Origin of the sequence: Pseudovibrio exalbescens (assembly GCF_028737195.1) — a bacterium.
GTDB lineage: Bacteria > Pseudomonadota > Alphaproteobacteria > Rhizobiales > Stappiaceae > Pseudovibrio > Pseudovibrio zosterae.
Genome location: NZ_JAQZAJ010000006.1, coordinates 257,137 through 278,440, shown reverse-complemented (window position 1 = coordinate 278,440; position 21,304 = coordinate 257,137). Strand labels below are relative to the sequence as shown.

Annotated in this window: 22 protein-coding genes; 11 read left to right on the top strand and 11 right to left on the bottom strand. The window is 54.2% G+C overall.

All coding sequences use genetic code 11. The features are described from left to right. Nucleotides 1–53: 53 nt before the first annotated feature. The gene (locus PUV47_RS17115) at nucleotides 54–404 is read left to right on the top strand and encodes an antibiotic biosynthesis monooxygenase family protein (RefSeq protein WP_274219805.1); all 351 of its coding nucleotides are present in this window, start codon (nucleotides 54–56) and stop codon (nucleotides 402–404) included. A gap of 9 nt (nucleotides 405–413) precedes the next feature. Here the strand turns inward: PUV47_RS17115 and PUV47_RS17110 are convergent, their stop codons facing one another. Next, the gene (locus PUV47_RS17110; RefSeq protein ID WP_274219804.1) at nucleotides 414–1,370 is read right to left on the bottom strand and encodes a D-2-hydroxyacid dehydrogenase; all 957 of its coding nucleotides are present in this window, start codon (nucleotides 1,368–1,370) and stop codon (nucleotides 414–416) included. 183 nt (nucleotides 1,371–1,553) lie between these two features. On the opposite strand from PUV47_RS17110, the gene PUV47_RS17105 reads away from it, so the two are divergent. The 3 genes from PUV47_RS17105 (at nucleotide 1,554) to PUV47_RS17095 (ending at nucleotide 4,013) form a co-directional block, all read left to right on the top strand. Continuing rightward, on the top strand, nucleotides 1,554–2,180 hold the full coding sequence (locus tag PUV47_RS17105) for an MliC family protein (RefSeq protein ID WP_274219803.1): 627 nt from the start codon (nucleotides 1,554–1,556) through the stop codon (nucleotides 2,178–2,180). 253 nt (nucleotides 2,181–2,433) lie between these two features. Then, nucleotides 2,434–2,685, top strand: a complete 252-nt coding sequence (locus tag PUV47_RS17100; protein ID WP_274219802.1) for a helix-turn-helix domain-containing protein — start codon at nucleotides 2,434–2,436, stop codon at nucleotides 2,683–2,685. Next, nucleotides 2,685–4,013, top strand: a complete 1,329-nt coding sequence (locus PUV47_RS17095; protein ID WP_274219801.1) for a type II toxin-antitoxin system HipA family toxin — start codon at nucleotides 2,685–2,687, stop codon at nucleotides 4,011–4,013. The genes PUV47_RS17100 and PUV47_RS17095 overlap by 1 nt, the downstream gene beginning before the upstream one ends. On the opposite strand, the gene PUV47_RS17090 is transcribed toward PUV47_RS17095, so the two are convergent. Next, nucleotides 4,001–4,570 carry a hypothetical protein gene (locus PUV47_RS17090; RefSeq protein WP_274219800.1) on the bottom strand — a complete coding sequence of 190 codons (570 nt, stop codon included), beginning with the start codon at nucleotides 4,568–4,570 and terminating at the stop codon, nucleotides 4,001–4,003. The genes PUV47_RS17095 and PUV47_RS17090 overlap by 13 nt on opposite strands. A 169-nt stretch (nucleotides 4,571–4,739) precedes the next feature. Between PUV47_RS17090 and PUV47_RS17085 the strand changes: the two genes are divergently transcribed. After that, nucleotides 4,740–5,864 carry an MBL fold metallo-hydrolase gene (locus tag PUV47_RS17085; RefSeq protein ID WP_274219799.1) on the top strand — a complete coding sequence of 375 codons (1,125 nt, stop codon included), beginning with the start codon at nucleotides 4,740–4,742 and terminating at the stop codon, nucleotides 5,862–5,864. Further along, nucleotides 5,857–6,462 carry a dual specificity protein phosphatase family protein gene (locus tag PUV47_RS17080; RefSeq protein WP_274219798.1) on the top strand — a complete coding sequence of 202 codons (606 nt, stop codon included), beginning with the start codon at nucleotides 5,857–5,859 and terminating at the stop codon, nucleotides 6,460–6,462. The genes PUV47_RS17085 and PUV47_RS17080 overlap by 8 nt, the downstream gene beginning before the upstream one ends. Nucleotides 6,463–6,481: 19 nt before the next feature. Here PUV47_RS17080 and PUV47_RS17075 read toward each other — a convergent pair whose 3' ends face one another. The 5 genes from PUV47_RS17075 to PUV47_RS17055 are packed head-to-tail and all read right to left on the bottom strand — an operon-like array spanning nucleotide 6,482 to nucleotide 10,417. Next, a complete protein-coding gene (locus tag PUV47_RS17075; RefSeq protein WP_274219797.1) occupies nucleotides 6,482–7,102 on the bottom strand; it encodes a TetR/AcrR family transcriptional regulator in 621 nt (206 codons plus the stop codon). Nucleotides 7,103–7,142: 40 nt separating this feature from the next. Then, nucleotides 7,143–8,189 carry a phosphotransferase gene (locus PUV47_RS17070; RefSeq protein WP_274219796.1) on the bottom strand — a complete coding sequence of 349 codons (1,047 nt, stop codon included), beginning with the start codon at nucleotides 8,187–8,189 and terminating at the stop codon, nucleotides 7,143–7,145. Between the two features lie 33 nt (nucleotides 8,190–8,222). Beyond that, the gene (locus PUV47_RS17065) at nucleotides 8,223–9,125 is read right to left on the bottom strand and encodes an SDR family NAD(P)-dependent oxidoreductase (protein WP_274219795.1); all 903 of its coding nucleotides are present in this window, start codon (nucleotides 9,123–9,125) and stop codon (nucleotides 8,223–8,225) included. Then, nucleotides 9,122–9,592 (bottom strand): MaoC family dehydratase, encoded by a 471-nt coding sequence (locus tag PUV47_RS17060; RefSeq protein WP_274219794.1) that lies wholly within the window; start codon nucleotides 9,590–9,592, stop codon nucleotides 9,122–9,124. Before PUV47_RS17060 ends, PUV47_RS17065 begins: the two co-directional genes overlap by 4 nt. 6 nt (nucleotides 9,593–9,598) lie before the next feature. Next, nucleotides 9,599–10,417: an SDR family oxidoreductase gene (locus PUV47_RS17055; protein WP_274219793.1), complete on the bottom strand. Its 819-nt coding sequence runs from the start codon at nucleotides 10,415–10,417 to the stop codon at nucleotides 9,599–9,601. Between the two features lie 272 nt (nucleotides 10,418–10,689). On the opposite strand from PUV47_RS17055, the gene PUV47_RS17050 reads away from it, so the two are divergent. Next, nucleotides 10,690–11,928, top strand: coding sequence for an acyl-CoA dehydrogenase family protein (locus PUV47_RS17050; protein WP_425313782.1), 1,239 nt, complete (start codon nucleotides 10,690–10,692; stop codon nucleotides 11,926–11,928). Between the two features lie 63 nt (nucleotides 11,929–11,991). Here the strand turns inward: PUV47_RS17050 and pepT are convergent, their stop codons facing one another. Continuing rightward, entirely contained in the window at nucleotides 11,992–13,233 is a 1,242-nt protein-coding gene (pepT, locus tag PUV47_RS17045; protein ID WP_274219792.1) for a peptidase T, read from the bottom strand. Between the two features lie 249 nt (nucleotides 13,234–13,482). On the opposite strand from pepT, the gene PUV47_RS17040 reads away from it, so the two are divergent. The 3 genes from PUV47_RS17040 (at nucleotide 13,483) to arsB (ending at nucleotide 15,600) form a co-directional block, all read left to right on the top strand. Beyond that, complete coding sequence (locus PUV47_RS17040; RefSeq protein ID WP_274219791.1) at nucleotides 13,483–14,076, top strand: peroxidase-related enzyme; 594 nt, start codon at nucleotides 13,483–13,485, stop codon at nucleotides 14,074–14,076. Nucleotides 14,077–14,183: 107 nt separating this feature from the next. Next, nucleotides 14,184–14,507: an ArsR/SmtB family transcription factor gene (locus tag PUV47_RS17035; RefSeq protein WP_274219790.1), complete on the top strand. Its 324-nt coding sequence runs from the start codon at nucleotides 14,184–14,186 to the stop codon at nucleotides 14,505–14,507. A 46-nt stretch (nucleotides 14,508–14,553) separates the two neighbouring features. Continuing rightward, nucleotides 14,554–15,600 carry an ACR3 family arsenite efflux transporter gene (arsB, locus tag PUV47_RS17030; RefSeq protein WP_274219789.1) on the top strand — a complete coding sequence of 349 codons (1,047 nt, stop codon included), beginning with the start codon at nucleotides 14,554–14,556 and terminating at the stop codon, nucleotides 15,598–15,600. A 496-nt stretch (nucleotides 15,601–16,096) separates the two neighbouring features. On the opposite strand, the gene repC is transcribed toward arsB, so the two are convergent. The 3 genes from repC to repA all read right to left on the bottom strand — a co-directional run bounded on the left by repC (nucleotide 16,097) and on the right by repA (nucleotide 19,920). After that, nucleotides 16,097–17,371: a plasmid replication protein RepC gene (gene repC, locus PUV47_RS17025; RefSeq protein WP_274219788.1), complete on the bottom strand. Its 1,275-nt coding sequence runs from the start codon at nucleotides 17,369–17,371 to the stop codon at nucleotides 16,097–16,099. A gap of 252 nt (nucleotides 17,372–17,623) precedes the next feature. Further along, nucleotides 17,624–18,703: a plasmid partitioning protein RepB gene (gene repB / locus PUV47_RS17020; RefSeq protein WP_274219787.1), complete on the bottom strand. Its 1,080-nt coding sequence runs from the start codon at nucleotides 18,701–18,703 to the stop codon at nucleotides 17,624–17,626. Beyond that, nucleotides 18,700–19,920 (bottom strand): plasmid partitioning protein RepA, encoded by a 1,221-nt coding sequence (gene repA / locus PUV47_RS17015; RefSeq protein WP_274219858.1) that lies wholly within the window; start codon nucleotides 19,918–19,920, stop codon nucleotides 18,700–18,702. Before repA ends, repB begins: the two co-directional genes overlap by 4 nt. 636 nt (nucleotides 19,921–20,556) lie before the next feature. Between repA and PUV47_RS17010 the strand changes: the two genes are divergently transcribed. After that, nucleotides 20,557–21,255, top strand: a complete 699-nt coding sequence (locus tag PUV47_RS17010) for a GntR family transcriptional regulator (RefSeq protein WP_274219786.1) — start codon at nucleotides 20,557–20,559, stop codon at nucleotides 21,253–21,255. The last annotated feature ends 49 nt before the right edge of the window (nucleotides 21,256–21,304 follow it).

The window sequence follows — 21,304 nt, the reverse complement described above, 5'->3', positions numbered from 1 at the left end:
TTATTGAATACATCAGTATACAATTTAGCCACAAAATGCAGGGAGGGACAGCCATGATCGCCGTTATTTTTGAGGTGGAGCCAGAGCCCGGCCAGAAAACAGCCTACATGGAGATTGCAAAGCTGCTGCGAGAGGAGCTGGAGCGGGTGGATGGTTTTTTGTCCGTCGAGAGGTTTCAAAGCCTCACCAACGAAAACAAAATTCTGTCCTTGTCCTTCTTTCGCGACGAAGCCGCCGTCAAGGAATGGCGGAACAAAACCGCCCACCGGATCTCGCAGGCCCGCGGGCGCAATGGCATTTTCAAGGGCTATCGTCTGCGGGTTGCTCATGTACTGCGCGACTACGGCATGACCGATCGGGCACAGGCTCCTGACGACAGCCTGCACTACCACGATCACATGTAGCACTCATACTCAAGTGATGACATTGGTCGGGTGCCCACGCTTGTAGTTCTCGATGTGCCCGATCAGCTGGTCCCACAGGGTTTGCATGGCCTCCTCAGAGGCCCACGCCACATGGGGCGTGATGATCACATTCGGGCGCTTAGCAATTTTCATGAGCGGATTGTCACTTGCAGGGGGCTCGCTGGTAAGCACGTCAAAACCGGCACCGGCAATCAGCCCTCTGTTCAGCGCCTCTACGAGGGCCGCCTCATCAACCAGCCCACCCCGCGCCGTATTGATCAACAGCGGGCGCTGCGCCATCTGCTCGAACTCAGCCAAGGAGATCAAACCTTCCGTTTCCGGGGTCAACGGACAATGCAGGCTCAATACATCACTCGTGGCCAGGACCTCTTCAAAGGGCAGATAGCCCGGCTTTGAAACTTGTCCCCCTTTCCTCCCGGCGTAGACGACTTCCATTCCAAGCGCCCTGCCGATGGCACCTGTCGCCTCCCCAAGCGCACCGCCGCCAATGATGCCAAGCCGAGAGCCAGACAGATCTTTGATGGGGTGAGTGAAAAAACAGAACTGTCCGGATTTTTGCCAGACCCCATCGATGACATCCTGCCGGTAGCCGACCAGATTGCGTCGCAGTGCAAAAATCAACGCAAAAACGTGCTCAGGAACCGTCTTTTGTGCATACCGACGCACATTCGACGCAACCGCACCATGAGCCCGGCACGCCGCTACATCGAGAATGTTATAGCCGGTTGCAGCTACGGCGATCATCTTGAGGTCAGGAAGGTGTTCGAGATGATCTGCGCGAATTGGCACCTTGTTGGTGATGGCAATCTCTGCCCCCTTCAACCGTTGGACGACCTGGTCCGGTGCTGTTTGCTCAAACTCCTCCCAAGAATGCGCAAAGGAAGGGTGATTAATTGTGACCGTTGGTCCAATTGTTCCCCTGTCCAGAAAGACAATCTTAGTCATCTTCGCAAATCCCCCATATTCGCCGGTATGCTCAACTGCGTCCAAGTGATACCCCCTTCGCCATGGAAAAGCCACGGCCCACTTTTAATCAGCAAGAAGAACACGTTAGCACACCGGCCAAGCACTGCCGCGCTGTGACAAAGCCCCCATACGACCACCCTCTCGCCCCCGAGGAGAAATGCCATGAGACACCCCCTCCCCTTGCTTTGCACTATGCTCCTCACACTTGGCGCACAAACGGGAACAAGTATGGCGCTGGAACCTTCCTTTGACTGCCAACAGGCCTCTGGCGAAGTTGAATCCATTATCTGTGAAGACGGCGAGCTGGCAGCGCTCGATCTGAAGCTGAGCGATCTTTGGAAGACAGTGGCTCAGCAGGAGCAAACGTTGGCCGCAAAAGGGGAAAAAGCCATTGTGAACCAGTGGCAAGCGACCCAGCGTGGGTGGATAAAGGGCCGAAACGACTGCTGGAAAGCAGAGGACATCAAAGCCTGCGTCCAGACTGCCTATGAAGATCGTCTCTCCACGCTTGAGGTGCTCTACAGCCTTGCACCTCTAGTGAACGCGGTCACTTATGCCTGTGACGGTGAACCGCCTCGGCGCATTTCTGCAAGCTTTTACAACTCGTTGAAGCCGGGTGTACGGTTGGAACGCGGCGAGGAAGTCACGGTGGGGCTGTTGCAAGTCTCCGGGTCCGGCGCGCGATATGTGGCCGACTTTGGCGTGCAGTTTTGGATCAAGGGCGACAATGCCTTGGTCAGCTGGCCGCAGGGCACCGAGTTTTCTTGTCACGTCCTTGATGAGGGATAAGTTTCGCCGCTAAAACAGCAAACGGTCCTTTTCTGGGGGAATAACTCCGGCGCCTTATCGCAGGCGATCCCATGTTGGCAGCCCCTCTGTTCAGGGCGCTCCGGCGTTTCAGGGCTGTATGGTGCGCCGATTTTGCTTCTGGGCATTCCTCCGCTTCAATCTGGATAAGCCTATACGCCACATTCGATAAATTGACATTATACGCCACACTGTATAATATGAATTTATATCGATCAGCGTATAGGACCGATCCATGAACGCGCCCGCCCGCACCCCAGAACAACTGGGAACAGTGATCAGGAATGCCCGAAAGGCCCAAAATCTTAGCCAAAATGCGCTTGCGCAACGTGTCGGCGTGCGTCAAGGCACCATATCTCAGATTGAAACCGGTCACGCCGCCTTGAGGTTGGAGACGCTGCTATCGGTCCTCGCAGCGCTGAATCTGGAGCTGCAGGTGGCGACCCGCTCAAAGGGCAGCATGGACGCCATTGAGGATCTGTTCTAATGGGCCGCAAACCTGCCTATAAGCCCTTGAAAGTGCTCTTGAACAACCGAATGGTTGGAACGCTCTACAAAGCAAAAAGCGGTTCTGTTTCATTCACTTACGATGCTGAATGGTTGGACTGGCCCCACCGTTTCGCCATCTCTTTGTCCCTTCCGCTGCGGCCTGACGCCTACACGGGCGAAGTGGTCACGGCGGTCTTTGAGAACTTGCTTCCAGATTCTGAACTCCTTCGCCGACAAGTGGCCGAGCGTGTGGGCGCGCGCGGCACCGATGCGTACAGTTTGCTGACCCAGATCGGCCGGGATTGCGTGGGAGCCCTACAGTTTTGGCCGGACACAGACCTGCCCCCCTCAGATACGACGCGCATCAATGGCTCGGCCCTATCGGAGGAGCAAATTGAACGTCTTCTCAATGGGTTGGCCCGCGTACCACTGGGCGTTTCCACCGAACAGGACTTCCGCATTTCAGTGGCCGGGGCACAAGAAAAGACGGCGCTATTGCGTCATGACGGCGTTTGGAAACAGCCTCATGGCACAACACCGACCACCCACATTCTCAAGCCAGCAATCGGGCATCTGCCCGGCGGCATTGATCTCACCACCAGCGTTGAAAACGAATATTACTGCCTGACGCTGCTTGAAAAGCTCGGTTTCCATGTGCCAGCTGTAGAAATACAGCATTTTGGCGAGCGAACCGCGTTGGTCATTGAGCGGTTCGACCGTCGCCACACCAAAGATGGCCGCCTTCTACGCTTGCCTCAGGAAGACTTCTGTCAGGCGCTATCTGTTCCACCCACTCTCAAGTATCAAGCAGAGGGCGGACCGGGCCTTGTCCAAATGCTGCGGCTTCTGAAGGGCAGCGACACGCCACGGGAAGATCAGCTCACGCTCATCAAGGCCCAGCTTGTGTTCTGGCTCATGGCTGCAACAGATGGACACGCCAAGAATTTCAGTGTGTTCCTCAGCCCAGGAGGCGGATATCGCCTTACCCCGATCTATGACGTGCTCAGCGCCCAGCCGAGCGTTGATGCTCGCATGATCGAGCGCAAACAGCTGAAGCTTGCGCTCTCGCTAGGGCGTTCAAACCACTATCGTTTCGACCGTATCAACGCGCGTCACTTCAAAGAAACGCTGAGGGCCGCCACCCTGCCCGAAGCCTTGTTCGAGGAAGCGCTTGAGCAGGTTGCAAATGCCCTGGAGGCAGCCCTCACAAATCAGGAAACTACTTTGCCCCGTCAGTTTCCCGGCGAAATTCATGAATCCATTTCACGCAACATGAAATCTCGACTGGCGGTTCTATTGGCTTCTTCCAATACTCAGAGCTTCTGAACCTTCAAGCACATCCAAATGAGGTCATTGGCCCAGTTTCCGCCCTTGAGTTCGCGCGACATACGTCGCAGTGCCTTTTGAAACCCAGCCTCCGGGATTGCATCCCGCACCAAACGCACCTGCTCAGAAGACAGCCCCTTGCGAATGCGCCCACCCGATGCATCCACCCAGTCGGCCTTTCGTACGGCGTTGATTACGTCAGCATTTGGACCGCGGTACCAGAACAACTTATGATGCCACTGGATGATGTCCCAGACCAGAATGTTGTCCAGATCCCAGCCAAACCGCCGACTATCACGGCCAAATCGCTCCAAAGACGGTTTGACGTAGTGTAAGGTCGCATGAGTCCACAGACCGATGTGATGATAAACCAGCGCCGCTTCAATCTCTGGTCGAAATGTCTCATCACCATCCAGAAAGTGCAGCGTATACGTCAGGTTGCGATAAATGTGGCCCCGATAGCCGTCATAGTCCTGACCCAAGACGCCTGCAAACGGCGCCAGAAGGTGCTCCACACTGTTGGAGTAATCGATGACCTCGATATCATCTGTAATCATGGTGAACAGCCTCTTAATTCGACTAGGCCGAGAATAGGAATCGATAGTTTACAGAACCGTGAATCATGAATTCAGTTTGATGATAGCCATGTTCACAGCACCGACATGTTGGAGAGCTAAAGGATTGCCAGCCAACGCTAAATCAATCTCAAAAAACTCGGAGCTCGTTGTGCCTAAACTGACGGCAATCAGCGGCGTGGGTGGCAAGTTGCCCGCTGCGTTTCTGATTCACCTCCAAGGGAAACAGATTCTTCTGGATCTGGGTGAAGGCCCAGAGCCGGGTGTTCTACCTAATTTTCACGGTGTCGATTCCATCGAGGCCGTGGTTCTCAGCCATGCCCACGTGGACCACGCAGGCGCGTTGTCGCTGCTCCCGCAGCTCGGCAACCCCAGCGTTTATGCCAGCGCTGCAACCTGGTCGTTTCTGCAAGACGCCCCTGTACCGGCCTCCAACCGGCACGTGTTGCCACTTGAAGGTGCAATAAGTGTGGGTGGTACGACACTCACCGTTGGCCAGGCGGGGCACGCCCCCGGTGGGCTTTGGCTGCATTTGGATGCGGGCGATGGGCTTCTCTACATGGGCGATCACAGCGTTGAATCCGCGCTTCTGCCATTCGACAGGCCGCCACGAGCAGAAGTGGTCATTGCCGATGCCTCTTATGGAGACCGAAACGACAGTCTTTGCGATCAAATCGAGGCCGTTGTAGAGGCCTCTCGTGGGGGCGCTGTTCTGTGCGTACCAACAGGCGGACGGGGCCCTGAGATGGCCTTGGCGCTCCACCAAGCGGGTCTTCCGGTAAAGCTCGACGCTCAAATCGCTAGCGAACTGCGCTACTTGAGCCGCCCCAACAGCGGGTTGATACGACCTGAAGCGCGGCAGTCGCTTGCGGCTCTTCTTCAGGCCCCCCTTGCCGAAACCAGCGCCAGCCCCCTAGACGTGATCGTGGCGACAGGGCCAAACGCAGACTATGGGCTGAGCCAAGCTCTGGCGAATGGGGAGACGAGCGGCTTTCGCTTCATCTTTACGGGTTTTGTGCCAAACAACTCTCGTGCCCGCCAATTGCTGGACGCCAAAAAGGCCCAATGGTTGCCCTGGAACGTACATCCTCGTATGAAGGACATCGTCGCGTTGGCAGATGAGACGCAGGCGCAAAAAGTGGTACCAGCGTTCCTTGAGAAGGATAAAGCCCCCAAACTCTTGGCCAAGCTCGGAGAGCGGCTATGTTGGGACCGTATAATTCCGCTGACCCCGGCAAGCGCGGACTGCCACAATGAGAGGACGCTTGATGTCTGACAACAGCCTGACAACCCCACTTTCCGACGAGAAGAAAGAGGACCTGACGCCTGTTGCCATTCCCGTCTACCATCTGAAGGGCTATCCGGCGATTTCCCTGTTCATCGGCAACAAGGTGGCCGCGAGTGATCCGGAACTGCTAATGCGGGAAGGCATCACATCCACAATGAACTTCGCCGTCAACGTGGAGATGCTTCCGCTCACGCTGCCGAACGGTGTAGCGGTGCGGCGCACACATATCGGCCTGATTGATGGTAACGGCAACACGGCCCACCATTTGCTCTCGGGTGTATTTGCGCTTGCGGGCGTTATTGGACAGGCCAGCCCTGGCAAAGACCACTACCCCCCTCACCGGCAGGGGAACGTGTTGATCCACTGCCGTGGCGGCCGTAGCCGGTCAGCCACTGTTCTTGCACTCTACCTGCATCTTTGCCAAGCCTCAGAATTCCCGAGCTTCGAGGTGGCGCTGGAGCATGTGCGTGCATGCCGTGGGCTGGACCAGACCTATCCCCTTCGCCCGATGATTGACCTGGCCCATACCGCACTGGAACTGCTGCCTGCACGAGAGATGTTCTGCTGCCCGGAACTGCGCGATTAATCTCGCGCAACGGTCACAGTCAGGCGTCCTTTACACCCAGCGCGCCAAGCGCCATCTGCGCCAGATCACGCGCAATCACATCACGGTCATCCTGCGTCTGATTTGGACGCGGGCTGTACCAGATCGAGGGGCTATTGAGCAGCGTAATCAAGCTATGCACGGTCAACGAAATCGGGCGCTCTGCAAAGACGCCTGACTTCATGCCCTTCCGCAGCACTTCCCGGAACAGGTTTTCATAGGCTGTACGCTTGTCGATGATCTCTTGAATCTGGCGACGCTCATCCGGCGTGGTTGAACGGTTGAAGAACACCCGAAAATCCTCCGAGACCACACGGTGGAAACTGTGGTGCCCCAAGATGAGCTGAACGTGGGTGAAGGCCATTTTCTTCATGGCTTCCAGCGGGTCGTCGATGCTGTCCACGATGGGCGCGATCTGATCGAACATCAGAGACACAGAGCGCATGCGCACGGCACAAAGAAGCTCTGACTTGGACCGGAAGTGATGGTAGATCCGACCTTTTGTGGCATGGAGATGCCGCGCAATATCGTCAATAGACACCGCGTCCGCACCATAATTTGCAAAGCAATCTGCCGCAGCTTCCAGAATTTCGAGCTGAGACTTATTCATTTCCGCAAGCATTCCTATCCCTCCAGACTTAAGGGCTTTCAAGTTCCGCCCCTCAGAGATGAACCTCTGAGGGTGTTTCGGTTAGATCCCGCGCCATGCTGCCCAGTAGGCGTAGCGCGGGTCCGAATTGGTCTATGGTCCCCGGGTTGGAAGCCGTGCCGTTTGCCGCCCTGTGCAAGATACCCTGCACGATGGCCGCAAGCCGAAACATGCTGAAGACCAGATAGAAGTTCCAATTGGTAACGCCAGACCACCCCCGGCGCTGGCAGTATTCGGCGACGTATTCCCGCTCGCTTGGCAGGCCTTGCGACGCCCTGTCTATGCCTGCAAGCCCCCGCAACATCCCCTTATTGGGCAGTCGCCACTGCATGCACTGATAGGCAAGATCTGCGAGCGGATGCCCCAAGGTAGACAGTTCCCAGTCCAGTACCCCGATGACCTCAGGCCGACCGGGTGCGAACATCAGATTGTCCAATCGGAAATCCCCATGAACCAGTGACACTTGCCCATCATCGGAAACCATATTGGCCTGTAACCACGCAATGACCGCTTCCAGGTCCGGTTGGGGGTCGGTCTCGCTGGCACGATACTGACGGACCCAACGATCGGTCTGACGCTCGAAATAGTTCCCCGGCTTGCCGTAATTCGCCAAACCGACGGCTTCCGGCTGCACTTCATGCAACGCGGCCAGGGTGCGGTTCATGGCTGAGAACAAAGGACGGCGGTCTTCGCGTTGCAGCTCTGGCAGCGCGGGATCCCAGAAAATCCGCCCATCCAGAAACTCCATTACAAAGAACTGCGCGCCAAGGGGCGATTGTTCACCAGAGAGGTGATAGGTACGCGGCACTGGCACATCCGTATTTTCCAGCGCGGACAGGACGCGGTATTCGCGGTCGACTTGATGGGCTGAGGCCAACAGATCGCCCGGCGGTTTGGCTCTGAGAACAAAGGTGCGCTCACCCGAAGTCACCTTGTAGGTGGGGTTTGACTGCCCGCCAGCGAACTTTTCAAAGCCGTCCAGCGTCGTGAAACCGGGCACATGGTCAGCCAGATAACGCTCCAGCTGCACCGCATCATAGCTATGCACTAGTCCTGCCATGGCCGCCCCCTCTCCGGCTGAGTGGTACCGAGACTAACCATTGCGTGGCGCCTTCATGATGTTCACGACATGATCGAAGGCGGAAGCCGACGAATAGGCCTGCGAGAGATCTGAAATGCGCTCAAACCGCGCTGCAATGCCTTCTGGTGTTCGATCCTCCTGCGCTAGGTGCAGACCCTGCGTTTCCACCATGCGCGCGACTGAATAGGACCCACCCGCCGCCATCATGACCGTCTTGTTGGGCGCCCCCTCAGAACACAGGAAAACCACCGCAGGAGCGATGTTTTCAGGGCTGAGCATGTCGACCACCGAGGGATCCATAAGGTTCTCTGTCATGCGCGTAACGGCCGTAGGCGCGATGCAGTTGGTATGGATGTTGTACTTCGCCCCTTCCAGCGCCAGCGTGTTCATGAGCCCCCACAGGCCTGCTTTTGCGGCACCGTAGTTCGCTTGCCCGAAGTTGCCACAAAGGCCGGAGGGAGACGTCGTCATGACCACGCGGCCATACCCCTGCTCCCGCATAAGCGGCCAAACTGCTTTGGTGCAAACCGCAGCGCCGGTAAGATGAACGGCAATGACCTTGTCCCAGTCAGCCATTTCCATTTTGTGAAAGGACTTGTCACGCAAGATGCCAGCGTTGTTGATGAGGATATCGACCCGACCGAAGGCATCGACAGCTGCCTTCACCATCGCCGCGACTTCATCAGCGTTGGAGACATCTGCGCCATTTGCAATCGCCTTAGCGCCCAGAGCCTCTATCTCCGCGCAGACGGCTTCGGCCGCGGAGGAAGAGCGGCCCTGCCCATCCACGGCACCGCCAAGGTCATTGACCACCACATTTGCGCCGCGCGCGGCAAGCGCCAATGCATAGGCGCGGCCCAGACCGCCACCTGCGCCTGTAATTACTGCTGTTTTTCCAGAAAAATCGAAAGTCATGAAATTGCCTCTTCAAAATAAATCAGGGTTAGCCAGTCACCAATCAGAGCAGGCGTCTCAGCGCCTTCAATTTCAATCTTGAAATGGTGGGAAAGCAAAACCCGCTCTTTGCCTTTGGGCGTTACCGATGAAAGCATGAACCAGCCACGAATGCGCTTGCCACTTGCGACCGGGCTCAAAAAACGAATTTTGTCAAAGCCATAGTTGACGCCCATGGATTGGCCGAGGAGACGCGGCAGGACTTCCATGGCCATCTTGCTCGCCAGTGAAAGACTGAGGAAACCATGTGCGATGGTTCCCCCAAAGGGAGTTTCCACTACCGCCCGTTCCGGATCCATATGAATGAATTGCGTGTCCATGGTGAGATGTCCGAAATTGGATATCATCTCTTGGTCCACCGTAATCCAACTGGATGGTTGCAGCTCGGCGCCTATGGTTTGTTTGAGTTGGTCGAGAGTTACGTTCATAGCCCCTCAACTCATATCAAACAGGCTCGTGCCCGTTGCCACGTGAATGCCACCACACAGAGGCAGCACGGCGCCGGTTACATATGACCCCGCTTTGCTGCACAAGAACAACGCAGCACCGCCAACATCTTCAGGCCTTCCAATGCGGCCAAGCGGGACATTCTCTCCCACTCGCGCTGCTTTTTGCTCTGTGCCCGTAGCAAAGCGCGTCATTTTCGACTGAAACGGACCCGGTGCAAAGGCATTGACCGTAATGCGATCAGCTGCCAACTCCTTAGCCAGGATTTGGGTCAGATGGTGTACCGCAGCCTTTGAGGCCGCGTAGGAATATGCGCCATCGCCAATGGGGGTTGATCCCATGACCGACCCAAGATTGATAACGCGGGCAGGTTCATCCCCTGTTGCCGACGCCTTCAAAAGCGGCAAGAGGCAGCGCGTCAGGTGAAAAAGACCAGCAACATTAACGTCCATCACCTTCTGCCAGGCCTCGAAGGGAAACTTTTCGAGCCGCTCCCCCCATGTGACACCTGCATTGTTGACGAGTATATCCAACTTATCCGTACGACCGCGCACCTCCGCGACCAGAGCTTCAACGCTTTGCTCTGATGACACATCTGCTTGAAGCGCTTCGACAACGCCCCTTGGGTCTTCCCCATTGATGCGCTTCGCAGCCTCCTCAACCGCATCAAGCTTGCGAGAACAGATTAAAACCCGCGCCCCTCCATGAGCCAGCGCTGACGCAATCATGTATCCGATGCCAGTCCCACCACCGGTCACAAGGGCGACCTTTCCCGAGACACTGAACAGATCTTCAAGGTAACTCAAGTGATCCTCCTCCCAGATTGCCCCGTCAGGTTGTGGTTCAAGCTACCTGTAGTAATGCCACAGAAATTTCTGGCTTACATCAGAGGTCCAACTTACTTGACCTTCCGGGACATAAAAAACATACTCAGTAGTATGTTTGCGTATACCTCAGCTTGTAAAGGGGAAACTGGCGCAGCCTGACCATCCTTACGAGTAGGTTTCATCGAGCTTGGGAGAGACTTGAGACCGCTTCGCAGGACCATTTATTCATCGATTTCAGGGAGAAAAACATTATGCCAGCTGCCATGGATCTAGGTGCCAGTGACAAAGTTAAACCTTTGATTGCAATGATTTCCGAAATGATACAGGACGAGGTTCTTCCGCTTGAGCAAGAGTACTTCGATGAAGTGCCACGCGAAGGACGCTGGACCTTCACAGCAAGACAGACCGAAATCCTTGAGGGGCTAAAGGCAAAGGCCAGAGAGCGCGGCCTTTGGAACTTCTGGCTTACTGATTCGGAAAGAGGCTACGGACTGACCACCGTGGAGTATGCATACCTGGCAGAGGAGATGGGAAAGTCTCGGCTGGGCCCAGAAGTGTTCAACTGCAATGCGCCGGACACGGGCAATATGGAGGTTCTGGAACGCTATGGCACCCCTGCCCTCAAGGAGCGTTGGCTTACGCCCCTTCTAAATGGACAAATCCGCTCTGCATATCTGATGACAGAGCCGGATGTTGGCTCTTCTGACGCAACGAACTTGCGCATGTCCTGCATCCGAGATGGGGATAGCTATGTTTTAAACGGCGAGAAATGGTGGGCCTCCGGCGCCGGCGATCCCCGCTGCGCAGTTTACATTGTCATGGTCCATACACCGACGGACAGCGGAAAGCATCGGCAACATTCGATGATCGTTGTCCCGTCTGATACGCCGGGCATTACGAAGCTGAGGCCAATGGAGGTGTTCGGCCACGATGACGCGCCGCATGGACACATGCACATTCGATTTGAAGAGGTTCGTGTTCCAGCTGAAAACATGTTGTTGGAGGAAGGCGCTGGATTTGAAGTCGCTCAAGGGCGCCTTGGACCGGGCCGCATTCACCACTGCATGCGTGCAATTGGCCTGGCAGAAGCCGCTCTTGAGACCCTGTGCAAACGCGCCCTCACCCGCGAAGCATTTGGCAAGCCTCTGCACCAGCTTGGAGCAAACCACGACATTATTGCCGAATGCCGCATGGAAATTGAACAGGCACGGCTTCTCTGCCTCAAAGCTGCATGGATGATGGATCACGCAACACCCAAAGAAGCTGCCATTTGGATCAGCCATATCAAGGTAGTCGCACCGCGCATGGCACTGAAGGTTACGGATGAAGCCATGCAGCTGCTGGGTGCCAAGGGCATTAGCCAAGACACAACACTTGCGCAACAATGGACAAACCTTCGAACCCTTCGGTTTGCCGATGGACCGGACGCTGTACACCGACGCCAGATTGCTAGAGCGGAACTCCGAAAGCACACCCCTGAACGCATCTGATTGTCGGCAGCCTGCCGGTCTTCATCTTCAGGACCGGCAGGCATACTTCAACCTATTTGCTTGCTACCGCGCTCGCTGAGCCACAATATCAACGATCTTTCTCGTCACATCATAGGCTGCGCGGAACGCTGGCACTGGTAAAAACTCAAAGCGAGAGTGAAAGTTGTGCCCACCAGTGAAGTAGTTCGGCACAACCAAGCCCTTTTCAGCGAGGGCTGAACCATCCGTCCCGCCGCGCATGGCTATGGTTTTCGGCGCCACACCGACAGCTTCCATCGCCTCATAAATTTGCGCAATCGCGCGATGACTTGGCTTTACCGAGTTAGAAATGTTTCCATAGACATCTGTTAGTTTGCACGTGATGTTCGCCCGCGGATATTCAGCTTTGAGCTCTTCAACTGCAGCAAGGACAAACTCCTTTCGGCGCTTGAATTCGGACAGATCGTGATCCCGGATATTCATCTGAAGTTGACAGCTGTTCTGATTTCCAGAAACACCTCCGAACCACCAGAAACCTTCACGGCCCTCTGTTTCCTCGGGCGTCTGTTTTCTATCGAACTTAGCGATAAAATCTTGCGCCACCAGGATGGGGTTAACCAATACACCCTTCGCCGTCATTGGGTGGGCGGTCACGCCTTCGATAGTTACAGTGACTGATGCGGCATTGAATGTCTCGTAAACGACCTCTCCAATTTCTCCGCCGTCAATTGTGTACGCATACTCGACTGGGAAGTCAGATAGGTCCATTCGCTTTGATCCGACCAATCCGATTTCCTCGTCTGGAACAAATGCGATGTAGATATCTCCGTGAGGCTCTCCCGTCTCGGAAAGTTCTTTCAACAAAGTCATAATGATGGCTATCGCGGATTTGTTGTCGGCACCGAGCACACTCGTTCCATCTGAAAAGATGATCTCTTGGCCGACGTAGGGCGCCGCTTCCGGATGCTCCGCGGCTTTAAACCAAATGTTCTGTTCTGAATTCAGGCAAAGATCTCTACCAACATACGTCAGAATTTGCGGACGAACGTGAGGAGACAATGAAACGTCTACGGTATCCATATGCGCGCAAAACCCGACTTTATCAACGCCCTGAACAGTGCCGGGCAAATAGGCTGTAAGGATGCACTCCTCTGAGAGCCTGATATTTTTAAGCCCAATTGCTTTCAGCTCGACTTCGAGGCAACGAGCGATTTCCCATTGCCCAGATGAAGAGGGGGTTGTGTTGGCGCGCGGATCACTCTGGCTTGAGATCTTCAAGTATCGGAAGAAATTGGAAATGAGTTGCTTGTTAAGTTCGTCCGCCATATTTGCCCCTTGAATGTAGTTTCTGAAATGCATGGCCTAGCTATAAGCCATTCTGTATGGCTAGCAACAGCAGATCCGCGAGCAAGTTGACAGCTGTCAACGCGTAGATGGGAGTGCTGTCTTGGCCGAGACAGGTGAGGGCAGTTGACAGCTGTCAACACGCCTTTCACTAGGCCGATGTAGGTAGAACAAGGATGTCTATGGTTGTGCTACCCTTAAGGTGGAAGACACCGCAAGAGGGGAGGGCACATGCCAAAGAAAGCACCAGTTGAGCTGGACCTATACCTACCAATTGATCTGCCTGAAGACATAGCCATCTTGTTTTCAAAGTGCCAGGCAAAGCTTGGCCTGATCCCAAATGTGCTTGTTTCCTATGCCCACCGACCGGAGAAGCTTCGCGTATTCTCCCAATACTATAACGAGCTCATGCTCGGGGACTCAGGGCTTACGAAGAAAGAAAGAGAAATGATCGCCGTCGTGGTTTCATCTGCAAACGACTGCTGGTACTGCCAAGTTGCACATGGGGCCGCACTGCGCCAATACACCGGAGATCCAGTTTTGGGTGAAGCGATTACCCTAAATTATCGGTACGCAGATGTTACCGACCGACAACGGGCAATGCTCGATTTTGCCATGAAGTTAACAACGAAAAGCGCGGAACTTACCGCTCATGATCGCGACCTTCTCCGTAACTACGGCTTTTCAGAGGAAGATATCTGGGACATATGCGAGGTTGCGAGTTTCTTCAATATGAGCAATCGCTTGGCTTCCGCCACCGGTATGAAGCCAAACCATGAGTATCATTTCCAAGCCCGTGAGCGTGGGGCGGACAAAGCATCATAGCTCGTTCGCTTAGGGCCGGGCGCCTCGTCTCTACTAGGAATAAGAAGTTGACCTCGTGGGCGCGGTGTGACATTAATCGTCTATCGACGATATAGGAAGTAGCTAGAGTGTCAGACCAAGTTTGCTGTCCAACCATAGTTCCTGTGTTGGATCAACCATTGCTGGATCAAGAGCTGGCCACCTTATGCAAGGCGCTGTCCCATCCTGCGCGGGTGAAACTCATTCGCATAATGTTGGCGCAGAGCGGTTGTGTAGGGCAGGATCTGGTGTCCGCACTTGGGCTGGCGCAATCCACCGTATCTGAACATATCCGGATTTTGAAAGAAGCTGGTTTGGTAGACGCAGAGAACCAGCGACCCAAAGTGTGCTACTCCGTCAACGAGGCCAAGTTAAAGCGTTACCAACACCTTCTTGCGGATGCCTTAGGCTAAAAATTTGCCCATTTACATCGTCTATCGACGATTAATGGAGAGTGACATGTCTCTATTTGAAAGATACCTGACCGTATGGGTCGCGCTGGCCATGGTGAGCGGTGTAGCCGCAAACGCCATGCTTCCCAGTTTGTTCGCCTGGATCGCCGCTACTGAGATCTACGGTATCAACCTCGTGATTACCATTCTCATATGGCTCATGATCTATCCGATGATGATTGCGGTGAAATTCACGGAGGTCAGAAACTGCTTTCGCCAGCCGCAAGGGCTGATGATCACAATCATAATGAACTGGTTGATCAAGCCATTCAGCATGGCGTTGCTGGCAATCGTCTTCATGCGCTTTGTGTATGCAGGTCTCATCGAAACGGAAACCGCAGACGCCTACATCGCTGGAATGATTTTGCTTGGGGTTGCACCGTGTACAGCAATGGTGTTCGTCTGGAGTTACCTTACAAAAGGCAATCCTGGATATACCGTAACCCAGGTCGCTGTGAATGATTTGATCATGCTTTTCGCATTTGCTCCAATCACGGCACTGCTTCTTGGCCTCTCCGAAATCTTTGTTCCTTGGGATCTCCTGATAATCTCTGTTTTCCTGTTTGTGGTTCTGCCGCTCGGGGCAGGGGTGCTAACACGACAGTTGTTAAAAACGGAAGCCGCAATCCAAAGGTTCACAGTGAGCCTGAAGCCTCTTTCCATCTTCGGATTGGTCGCGACCGTGTTTATCCTGTTCGGACTGCAAGCCGATAACATTCTTAGCAACCCAACCGACATCGTACTGATCGCAATACCGCTGATCATTCAAACAGTCCTAATTTTCTACCTTACTTACAAGTGGATGGAGCGTTGGCGCCAACCGCATAACATCGCCGCGCCCGGCGCAATGATCGGTGCCTCCAATTTCTTCGAGTTGGCCGTGGCTGTAGCCATTGCTCTTTTTGGTGTGCATTCGGGAGCAGCATTGGCCACCATCGTTGGTGTTCTTGTTGAAGTGCCTTTGATGCTTGCACTTGTCCGCTATGCCAACCGAACACGAACTTCATACGATCTTGCTGTCGGTGATAACAGCGAAGTGACTGCAAAATACTAGCAAGGGCAGGGGAGGGGACCTCCCGGAAAAAATCCAGACAGAGAGTTAAATTATGGCTCTCTGTCTGGATTTTTTATTGGGCCTTAGAAGCTATGCTGTCGTAATCAGCGTCTTCGGACAGCGTATCTGCTCTCAGAATTTTTGAAGCCCACGGACCGCGGCTTTCAAAAATGGTATCACATAAAATTCCAGCTTCGGCTCTGTAGCTCTTGTGTGCCAAACCGATCCGCAGGAAATCTATATCGGGCTTCCTGCCCCGTAAGACGACTTGACCGGCTTCGCAGAAAGACGAAGCAGGGATCAAGCATTCGCATTCGTAAGGCCGGACCGCGCGGCAGCGAGCCAATTGCATACCCGGCAAACTGCCTTTGCCCTTAACGTTCCCAGGACTAAACCTGACACCCAGACACACCAAGTGGGAAGCTAAAGATCCAAAATCGGCTTAAATCCGAGTTCATGCGAGTTTGCACCATACCAATGCCTGGCATGCCAACCCTTAGCTCTCAGCCAGTCCGTAAAGCGATTTATGCAGCAGCAACTTTCCATCAATTGCTCGGTCAATACAGGCGCGGAAATAGCCACCAGGGCTGGAAATCGCTTCCGGATCGCGCAAGGCTTTCTCGGCAGTCACCGCAAGAACTGTCGCCGCCATCTTGTCGCCAACCCTAGAGACGGCGGAGTTCCAGCCACTTAAAGACAAGCCAACTAGCAGACATGTTTGCTCGGCCGACGCAACCAGCCTTGCCCAGCTTGTAAACTTCACCCCAAGGGTTTCTTGAAGGTTCGCCGTTGCCAACTCAACCAAGCCAATGGAGACTGCTGAGAGTTGCGGGTTCAGCTCTCCCTGTTGGCTAACGCCAGTAAAGCCAACAGCGGATCCTTCTTTTAGCGGAGATCGTGAGGCGGCACGCAGTTTGCTGATTTGCTCCTTTTCAGGAGCATTATCGCCGGAGGCGTTGGTTTCGATGTCATCGGCGTGAGCCGATGTCCTTTTTTTACTATCTATAGAGTTTTGAGGGTTTGTATTATTATATGGAGTGACAGTGATGTCACCCTCGGGTGGCATTTCTTTAAAAATCCCATCACTTCCATCTGTTGCCAATGCCTCCAAGAGCTGCTCATAAAGGCTTTGCAGGATCTCTGCCCTCTCCAGGACATGGCATGGCCGAGACATGGCTTCTGCCAAGGACTGGGCAAACTCTATCGCCAGATTGGCATCACCAACGCCCAGATCCAGCATGTCCTGAATAGCACGGGACAACCGGTTTACACTGCGCTTGGCCTCTTGCTCCGCTTTCAACCGGGCAGCGAACTCTGCCGCAATTCTCTTGAGTTCCGCAACACGTTGGCGTGCAGGAGAGAAGTCCAGGCCATAGCCCCGATCAATTTCGCCAGTGGTGTCATTGCGATAGATAAACCGCCGGCCTGTGGAACTGTCCCGGTAGGCAAGCACGCCAGCCTCGACGAGCTTCTTAAGGCATCTGACAACCGTGCGTTTGGAACGGCACACATATTCCGCAAGTTTCTCATTTGAGATCGCAACGAGAGGCCGGCGGTCAGTCTTCCAGTCATCTGCCTTGGTCAGGCCAATGAGAATATCGAGTACATGGTAGGTCGTTCCATCAATCCCGAGGGCAGGGGCCGACTTCTTCAACGCGAGCGCAACCTCAGCCTTGGTCGTTTCAACAATGTCATTGGCCATAGCCAGCCGCTGAGAGGCCAACATACCGGGAGTAAGCTTCCTAAACGAAGCAACTGCATGAGTTCGCATGACAGATCCATTCACGGAAGCAAATGCAACCGCGTCCTGACGGATAAACCGTGGGGATAATGGGAATCAAACCGGCTGAAAGGCGCACTTAGTCCTTTCAAGGGATATTCGTCCCTTGATTCGCGCCGCCACATTGTCGTAGGATGCTCTTGCTAAGGATGATCCTGACCAGGTGGCTCACCTGTTTGGGTTATAGATTTAGGTCTTGCTGATTGCCGTCAGCAAGGCCTTTTCTATTTCTGGCCTACCTCATCACTGACCCTCCTCCCCATGCTCTTCCTCGAACTGCCGAACCAGCTCCTCCATTCGCTCCATCAAATAGGACGCCAGAAGAGGGTGGGCGCGGTGATCAACGGTGAAGCTGGTCGCTTTAGGTCCTTGCTTGAAAGCAACGCGTTTTTCGCCAAACCACCCTTTGCGCGATGACGAGGAGACATCCGTTATCGGTGACGTTTGCGCCTTGCTCTGCTCAGATGGCGTTTGAGCCTCCGACGGGGTTTCGCTCAACGCTTCCAAAATGGAGATGAAACGCTCATCGCTATCCAGTTCCCCAAAAGCCTCGGAGGCAAACAACCACTCTACGGCCTTCTGATGACCTGGGCTCAGCGACCCATCCTCATGGAAGTAACCAGCGAGTTCTTCCCAGCGCGGGCGGCCAATCTTGGGTGCGGGACCAATACGAACAAGGAAGTCCTCCGGCATGGTTGCCGCTAGCTTTCGGTACTTCGAGACAAGTGATTTGTCCTTGTTGATGGCCTTGCAGATAACGGATTGCGGATAGTCCGAGGAAAGGCGCAGCACGAAAAGGCAGGTTTCTATGAAACTCAGATCCTTGCGCTCATGGTTTTCCTGACCCTGAGCAATCAAAAGTTCTTCATCAGTGAGTTCGCGGACAACCCCTCGCACCGGCATTCCCAGTTCACGGCAGGCCCGCCAACGACGGTGGCCATAAGCGATCTGGAAACTATCGGCTTCAGAAGGGTGCGGACGCACCAAGATCGGAACTTGTTGCCCTGTCTCTTTGATTGATGCTTTCAGCGCTTCAAAGGCAGGGTCATGCTCCACAACCATTCGATCCGGAACAAAAGAGGGCTGTACCTTCGCCGTATCCAACTCGACGACAGCAACAGACGTCGAAAGCTTGCCCGTAAGCTCATCGACCTCAACGCGCAGCTTGTCGCGTTCATCACGGATAAGATTAATCTCAGCAGCACCGATGGCACCAGAAGAAAGGCGAGGGCGCGCTGAGGCACCGGCGGCCACCATGCCAGCCATGCCTCCGCCGCCAAAAAGGTTATCTAGCGCATTCTTCCGGTCTTTGGCTTTGCTCATAGCTTGCGACCCCATGAAGTTCTCATCAGCTCTTCAATCTCGCTGTTAACGGTATCAATGCTTTCCAGCGCACGCTTCAACGTCTCGCGACCAATTGCGCCCGGTTCCAGCTCATAAAGAGACTTTTTCTCAAGACCCGCATTCGCCACTGCAGTGGACTCCAGTGCAGGTGCGGTCAAAACGTCTTCTCCGAACAGTGCCCGCAGCAAACCAACAACGCGCGTTTGAGGGCTGTCGTTCGGATTATGGCGCGTGACCAAGAAACGCATCCAGTCAAGGCTCATCTCACCGCCATTGTTTTCAATAACGGCCATCAAATCGGAAGACATGCCAAGAAACTGGTTGCAGCTCGCCAAATCAAGCATCTGAGGGTGAAGTGTAATCAAAAGGCCTGTCGCGGCGAAAAGGGCTCCGAGCGTAAGGAAGCCAAGTTGCGGAGGACAATCAATCACAACAACATCGTAGCGATCGTTAACTTCCATGAGCACGTTTTTCACGCGACGGAAGAAAATATCATCCCCCGTAGAGGCGCCAGATGCAATTGCAGAAGGAACTATATGTTCAAACTCTGCCAGTTCCAGATTGGCGGGAACGAGATCCAGATTGTCAAAATAAGTGGGACGAATGACTTCCGATAACGGACGACGCTCGTCATCATAGCGCAGAGCGCCGAAAATGGTGCAGTTCGGCTCCACATCAAACTCGGGCTGGATGCCGAACATGGCGGAAAGGGAGGCCTGCGGATCCAGATCGATGGCAAGCACCCGATACCCGCGCAACGCCAGATAGTGCGCAAGGTGTGTGCTGGTGGTTGTCTTGGCTGAACCTCCCTTGAAGTTCGCGCAAGCCACAACCTGCAACGGCTCACCTTCGCGGCGATAGGGCAGGATGTTTACCGCTTCATCACCACGTTTGCGGGCGGCCAAAACCTGACGAATCTCATTGATCTGCTCTAGAGTGTAACTCCTGCGCCCGTTTGCTAGACGCGTGGGGCTGGGCCCCTCACCATCCAGGTCGAGCTGGCGAATTGTAGACTCAGAAACGCCAATCAAACGCGCCACATCGACGGAAGAAAAAGAGCGCAGCTTTTTATGCGCTTCTGGAGGATACAACTCCTGACGCAAACGATGGAGCTGACCCGAAAGGATCTGCGAATAGCGGGAAATCTTCTCCGACGGCGTTTCGTCGCGAGTAAGAGTAGTATTGCCGTATTGCACGTGTCTCAGCCCCCAAACGGAAAGTTGGCTCAAAAAGCCTCCATATGCGTCTGGAGAGTACTAGAGCCACTTATGAGTGCAATCCCTTTTTGGTTAATGCACTTTAACTTTTCGGTGGGTTTATGGGGTTCGCTGCGGAATTATCTTTATTTAACAATTTATTAGGCGACATCGCATCGTTTCACCAGAAACGTGCAAAACCGCACGGAACCGCAGAATTCTTGCCAAAGAACGGTGTCGCGAGAGTGACTTAGCTTTCCTTGCTCAAAAAAATCGAATCTTACACACGTACTGGACGCTTGAAACATATGCCTCTGCAGATGATGCTCATTTGTGAAATATATTAAGTAGAAAACATCTTAAGATACAACCAAGTGACCTGCACCCCTGTGACTTGCATCACCCTTTTATCGTTTGTGTAGAATCTTTCACGTCTTTCACAACTGGCACCTACTGCAGGGTGCGACCGATTGTGCATTACCAAGCGTTTACATCAATTTCGTATGGCCGACACCAGCGGTTTTGGTAGTTTCCATTAGGCACTTCGTGCCCTGTGATCATTCACAGACTTTCCCAAAACGGCCCATCCTCTGATGCAAGGGTCTATGACACAAAATGGTAACGGACCACCTGAAGATGCGTGACCTCTCACCACTCGCTTCCCCGGCGCTCGCGCCGGAACGGCGCAGCACTCCCGGCTCTCTGATCGACAGCGCACAGGCATACCTGCGTGAGGACATTTTGACGGGACAATTGGTGCCAGGACAGCGTCTGAAAATCAAAGAGCTCAGCGAAAGCCTAGGTATTGGGCCTACGCCGCTCCGGGAAGCCCTTTCAAAGCTTGCTTCAAACGGCCTGGTGCAAAGTGAAAGCCACAAGGGCTTCTTTGTCCCAACCGTTTCAGAGCAGGAACTGGAAGATCTTCTGACACAACGCATGACGATTGAAACGGCGGCTCTTGCTGCCTCGATCGAGAGTGGCGACAAGGCTTGGGAAGACCGTGTCGTTACAACCTTTAATCAGCTCACAGAAGTTGAAACAAACCCATCTCCTGACCCTCGTCGACAGTGGCTCCGTTGGGAGAATGCAAACCATAATTTTCACCGCGCATTGGTCGGCGGCAGCGAGTCCAAATGGGCTCCAATGCTGCTGGAAATTCTATACGATCAAACAGAACGCTACCGCGGCTTGAAGTACCCGGACCTGAGTTACACTGCACAAGCCAGTGAGGATCATCGGGCAATAAAAGAAGCCGCGCTTGCACGTGATGTTGAAGCTGCCGTTGGCTTGTTGAAAGACCACATCGGCCGGATGAAGTTCCCTCTCATTGACTGAGGGTGGATACAATGAAACCCTTTCGGGGCAAATAATTCAGGGTTTCGAG

What these genes read in the sequence shown, in the direction of transcription:
- PUV47_RS17115 (WP_274219805.1), top strand. Translation starts at nt 54, where the DNA reads ATGATCGCCGTTATTTTTGAGGTGGAGCCAGAGCCCGGCCAGAAAACA.
- PUV47_RS17110 (WP_274219804.1), bottom strand. Translation starts at nt 1,370, where the DNA reads ATGACTAAGATTGTCTTTCTGGACAGGGGAACAATTGGACCAACGGTC.
- PUV47_RS17105 (WP_274219803.1), top strand. Translation starts at nt 1,554, where the DNA reads ATGAGACACCCCCTCCCCTTGCTTTGCACTATGCTCCTCACACTTGGC.
- PUV47_RS17100 (WP_274219802.1), top strand. Translation starts at nt 2,434, where the DNA reads ATGAACGCGCCCGCCCGCACCCCAGAACAACTGGGAACAGTGATCAGG.
- PUV47_RS17095 (WP_274219801.1), top strand. Translation starts at nt 2,685, where the DNA reads ATGGGCCGCAAACCTGCCTATAAGCCCTTGAAAGTGCTCTTGAACAAC.
- PUV47_RS17090 (WP_274219800.1), bottom strand. Translation starts at nt 4,570, where the DNA reads ATGATTACAGATGATATCGAGGTCATCGATTACTCCAACAGTGTGGAG.
- PUV47_RS17080 (WP_274219798.1), top strand. Translation starts at nt 5,857, where the DNA reads ATGTCTGACAACAGCCTGACAACCCCACTTTCCGACGAGAAGAAAGAG.
- PUV47_RS17075 (WP_274219797.1), bottom strand. Translation starts at nt 7,102, where the DNA reads ATGCTTGCGGAAATGAATAAGTCTCAGCTCGAAATTCTGGAAGCTGCG.
- PUV47_RS17070 (WP_274219796.1), bottom strand. Translation starts at nt 8,189, where the DNA reads ATGGCAGGACTAGTGCATAGCTATGATGCGGTGCAGCTGGAGCGTTAT.
- PUV47_RS17065 (WP_274219795.1), bottom strand. Translation starts at nt 9,125, where the DNA reads ATGACTTTCGATTTTTCTGGAAAAACAGCAGTAATTACAGGCGCAGGT.
- PUV47_RS17060 (WP_274219794.1), bottom strand. Translation starts at nt 9,592, where the DNA reads ATGAACGTAACTCTCGACCAACTCAAACAAACCATAGGCGCCGAGCTG.
- PUV47_RS17050 (WP_425313782.1), top strand. Translation starts at nt 10,690, where the DNA reads ATGCCAGCTGCCATGGATCTAGGTGCCAGTGACAAAGTTAAACCTTTG.
- pepT (WP_274219792.1), bottom strand. Translation starts at nt 13,233, where the DNA reads ATGGCGGACGAACTTAACAAGCAACTCATTTCCAATTTCTTCCGATAC.
- PUV47_RS17040 (WP_274219791.1), top strand. Translation starts at nt 13,483, where the DNA reads ATGCCAAAGAAAGCACCAGTTGAGCTGGACCTATACCTACCAATTGAT.
- arsB (WP_274219789.1), top strand. Translation starts at nt 14,554, where the DNA reads ATGTCTCTATTTGAAAGATACCTGACCGTATGGGTCGCGCTGGCCATG.
- repC (WP_274219788.1), bottom strand. Translation starts at nt 17,371, where the DNA reads ATGCGAACTCATGCAGTTGCTTCGTTTAGGAAGCTTACTCCCGGTATG.
- repB (WP_274219787.1), bottom strand. Translation starts at nt 18,703, where the DNA reads ATGAGCAAAGCCAAAGACCGGAAGAATGCGCTAGATAACCTTTTTGGC.
- PUV47_RS17010 (WP_274219786.1), top strand. Translation starts at nt 20,557, where the DNA reads ATGCGTGACCTCTCACCACTCGCTTCCCCGGCGCTCGCGCCGGAACGG.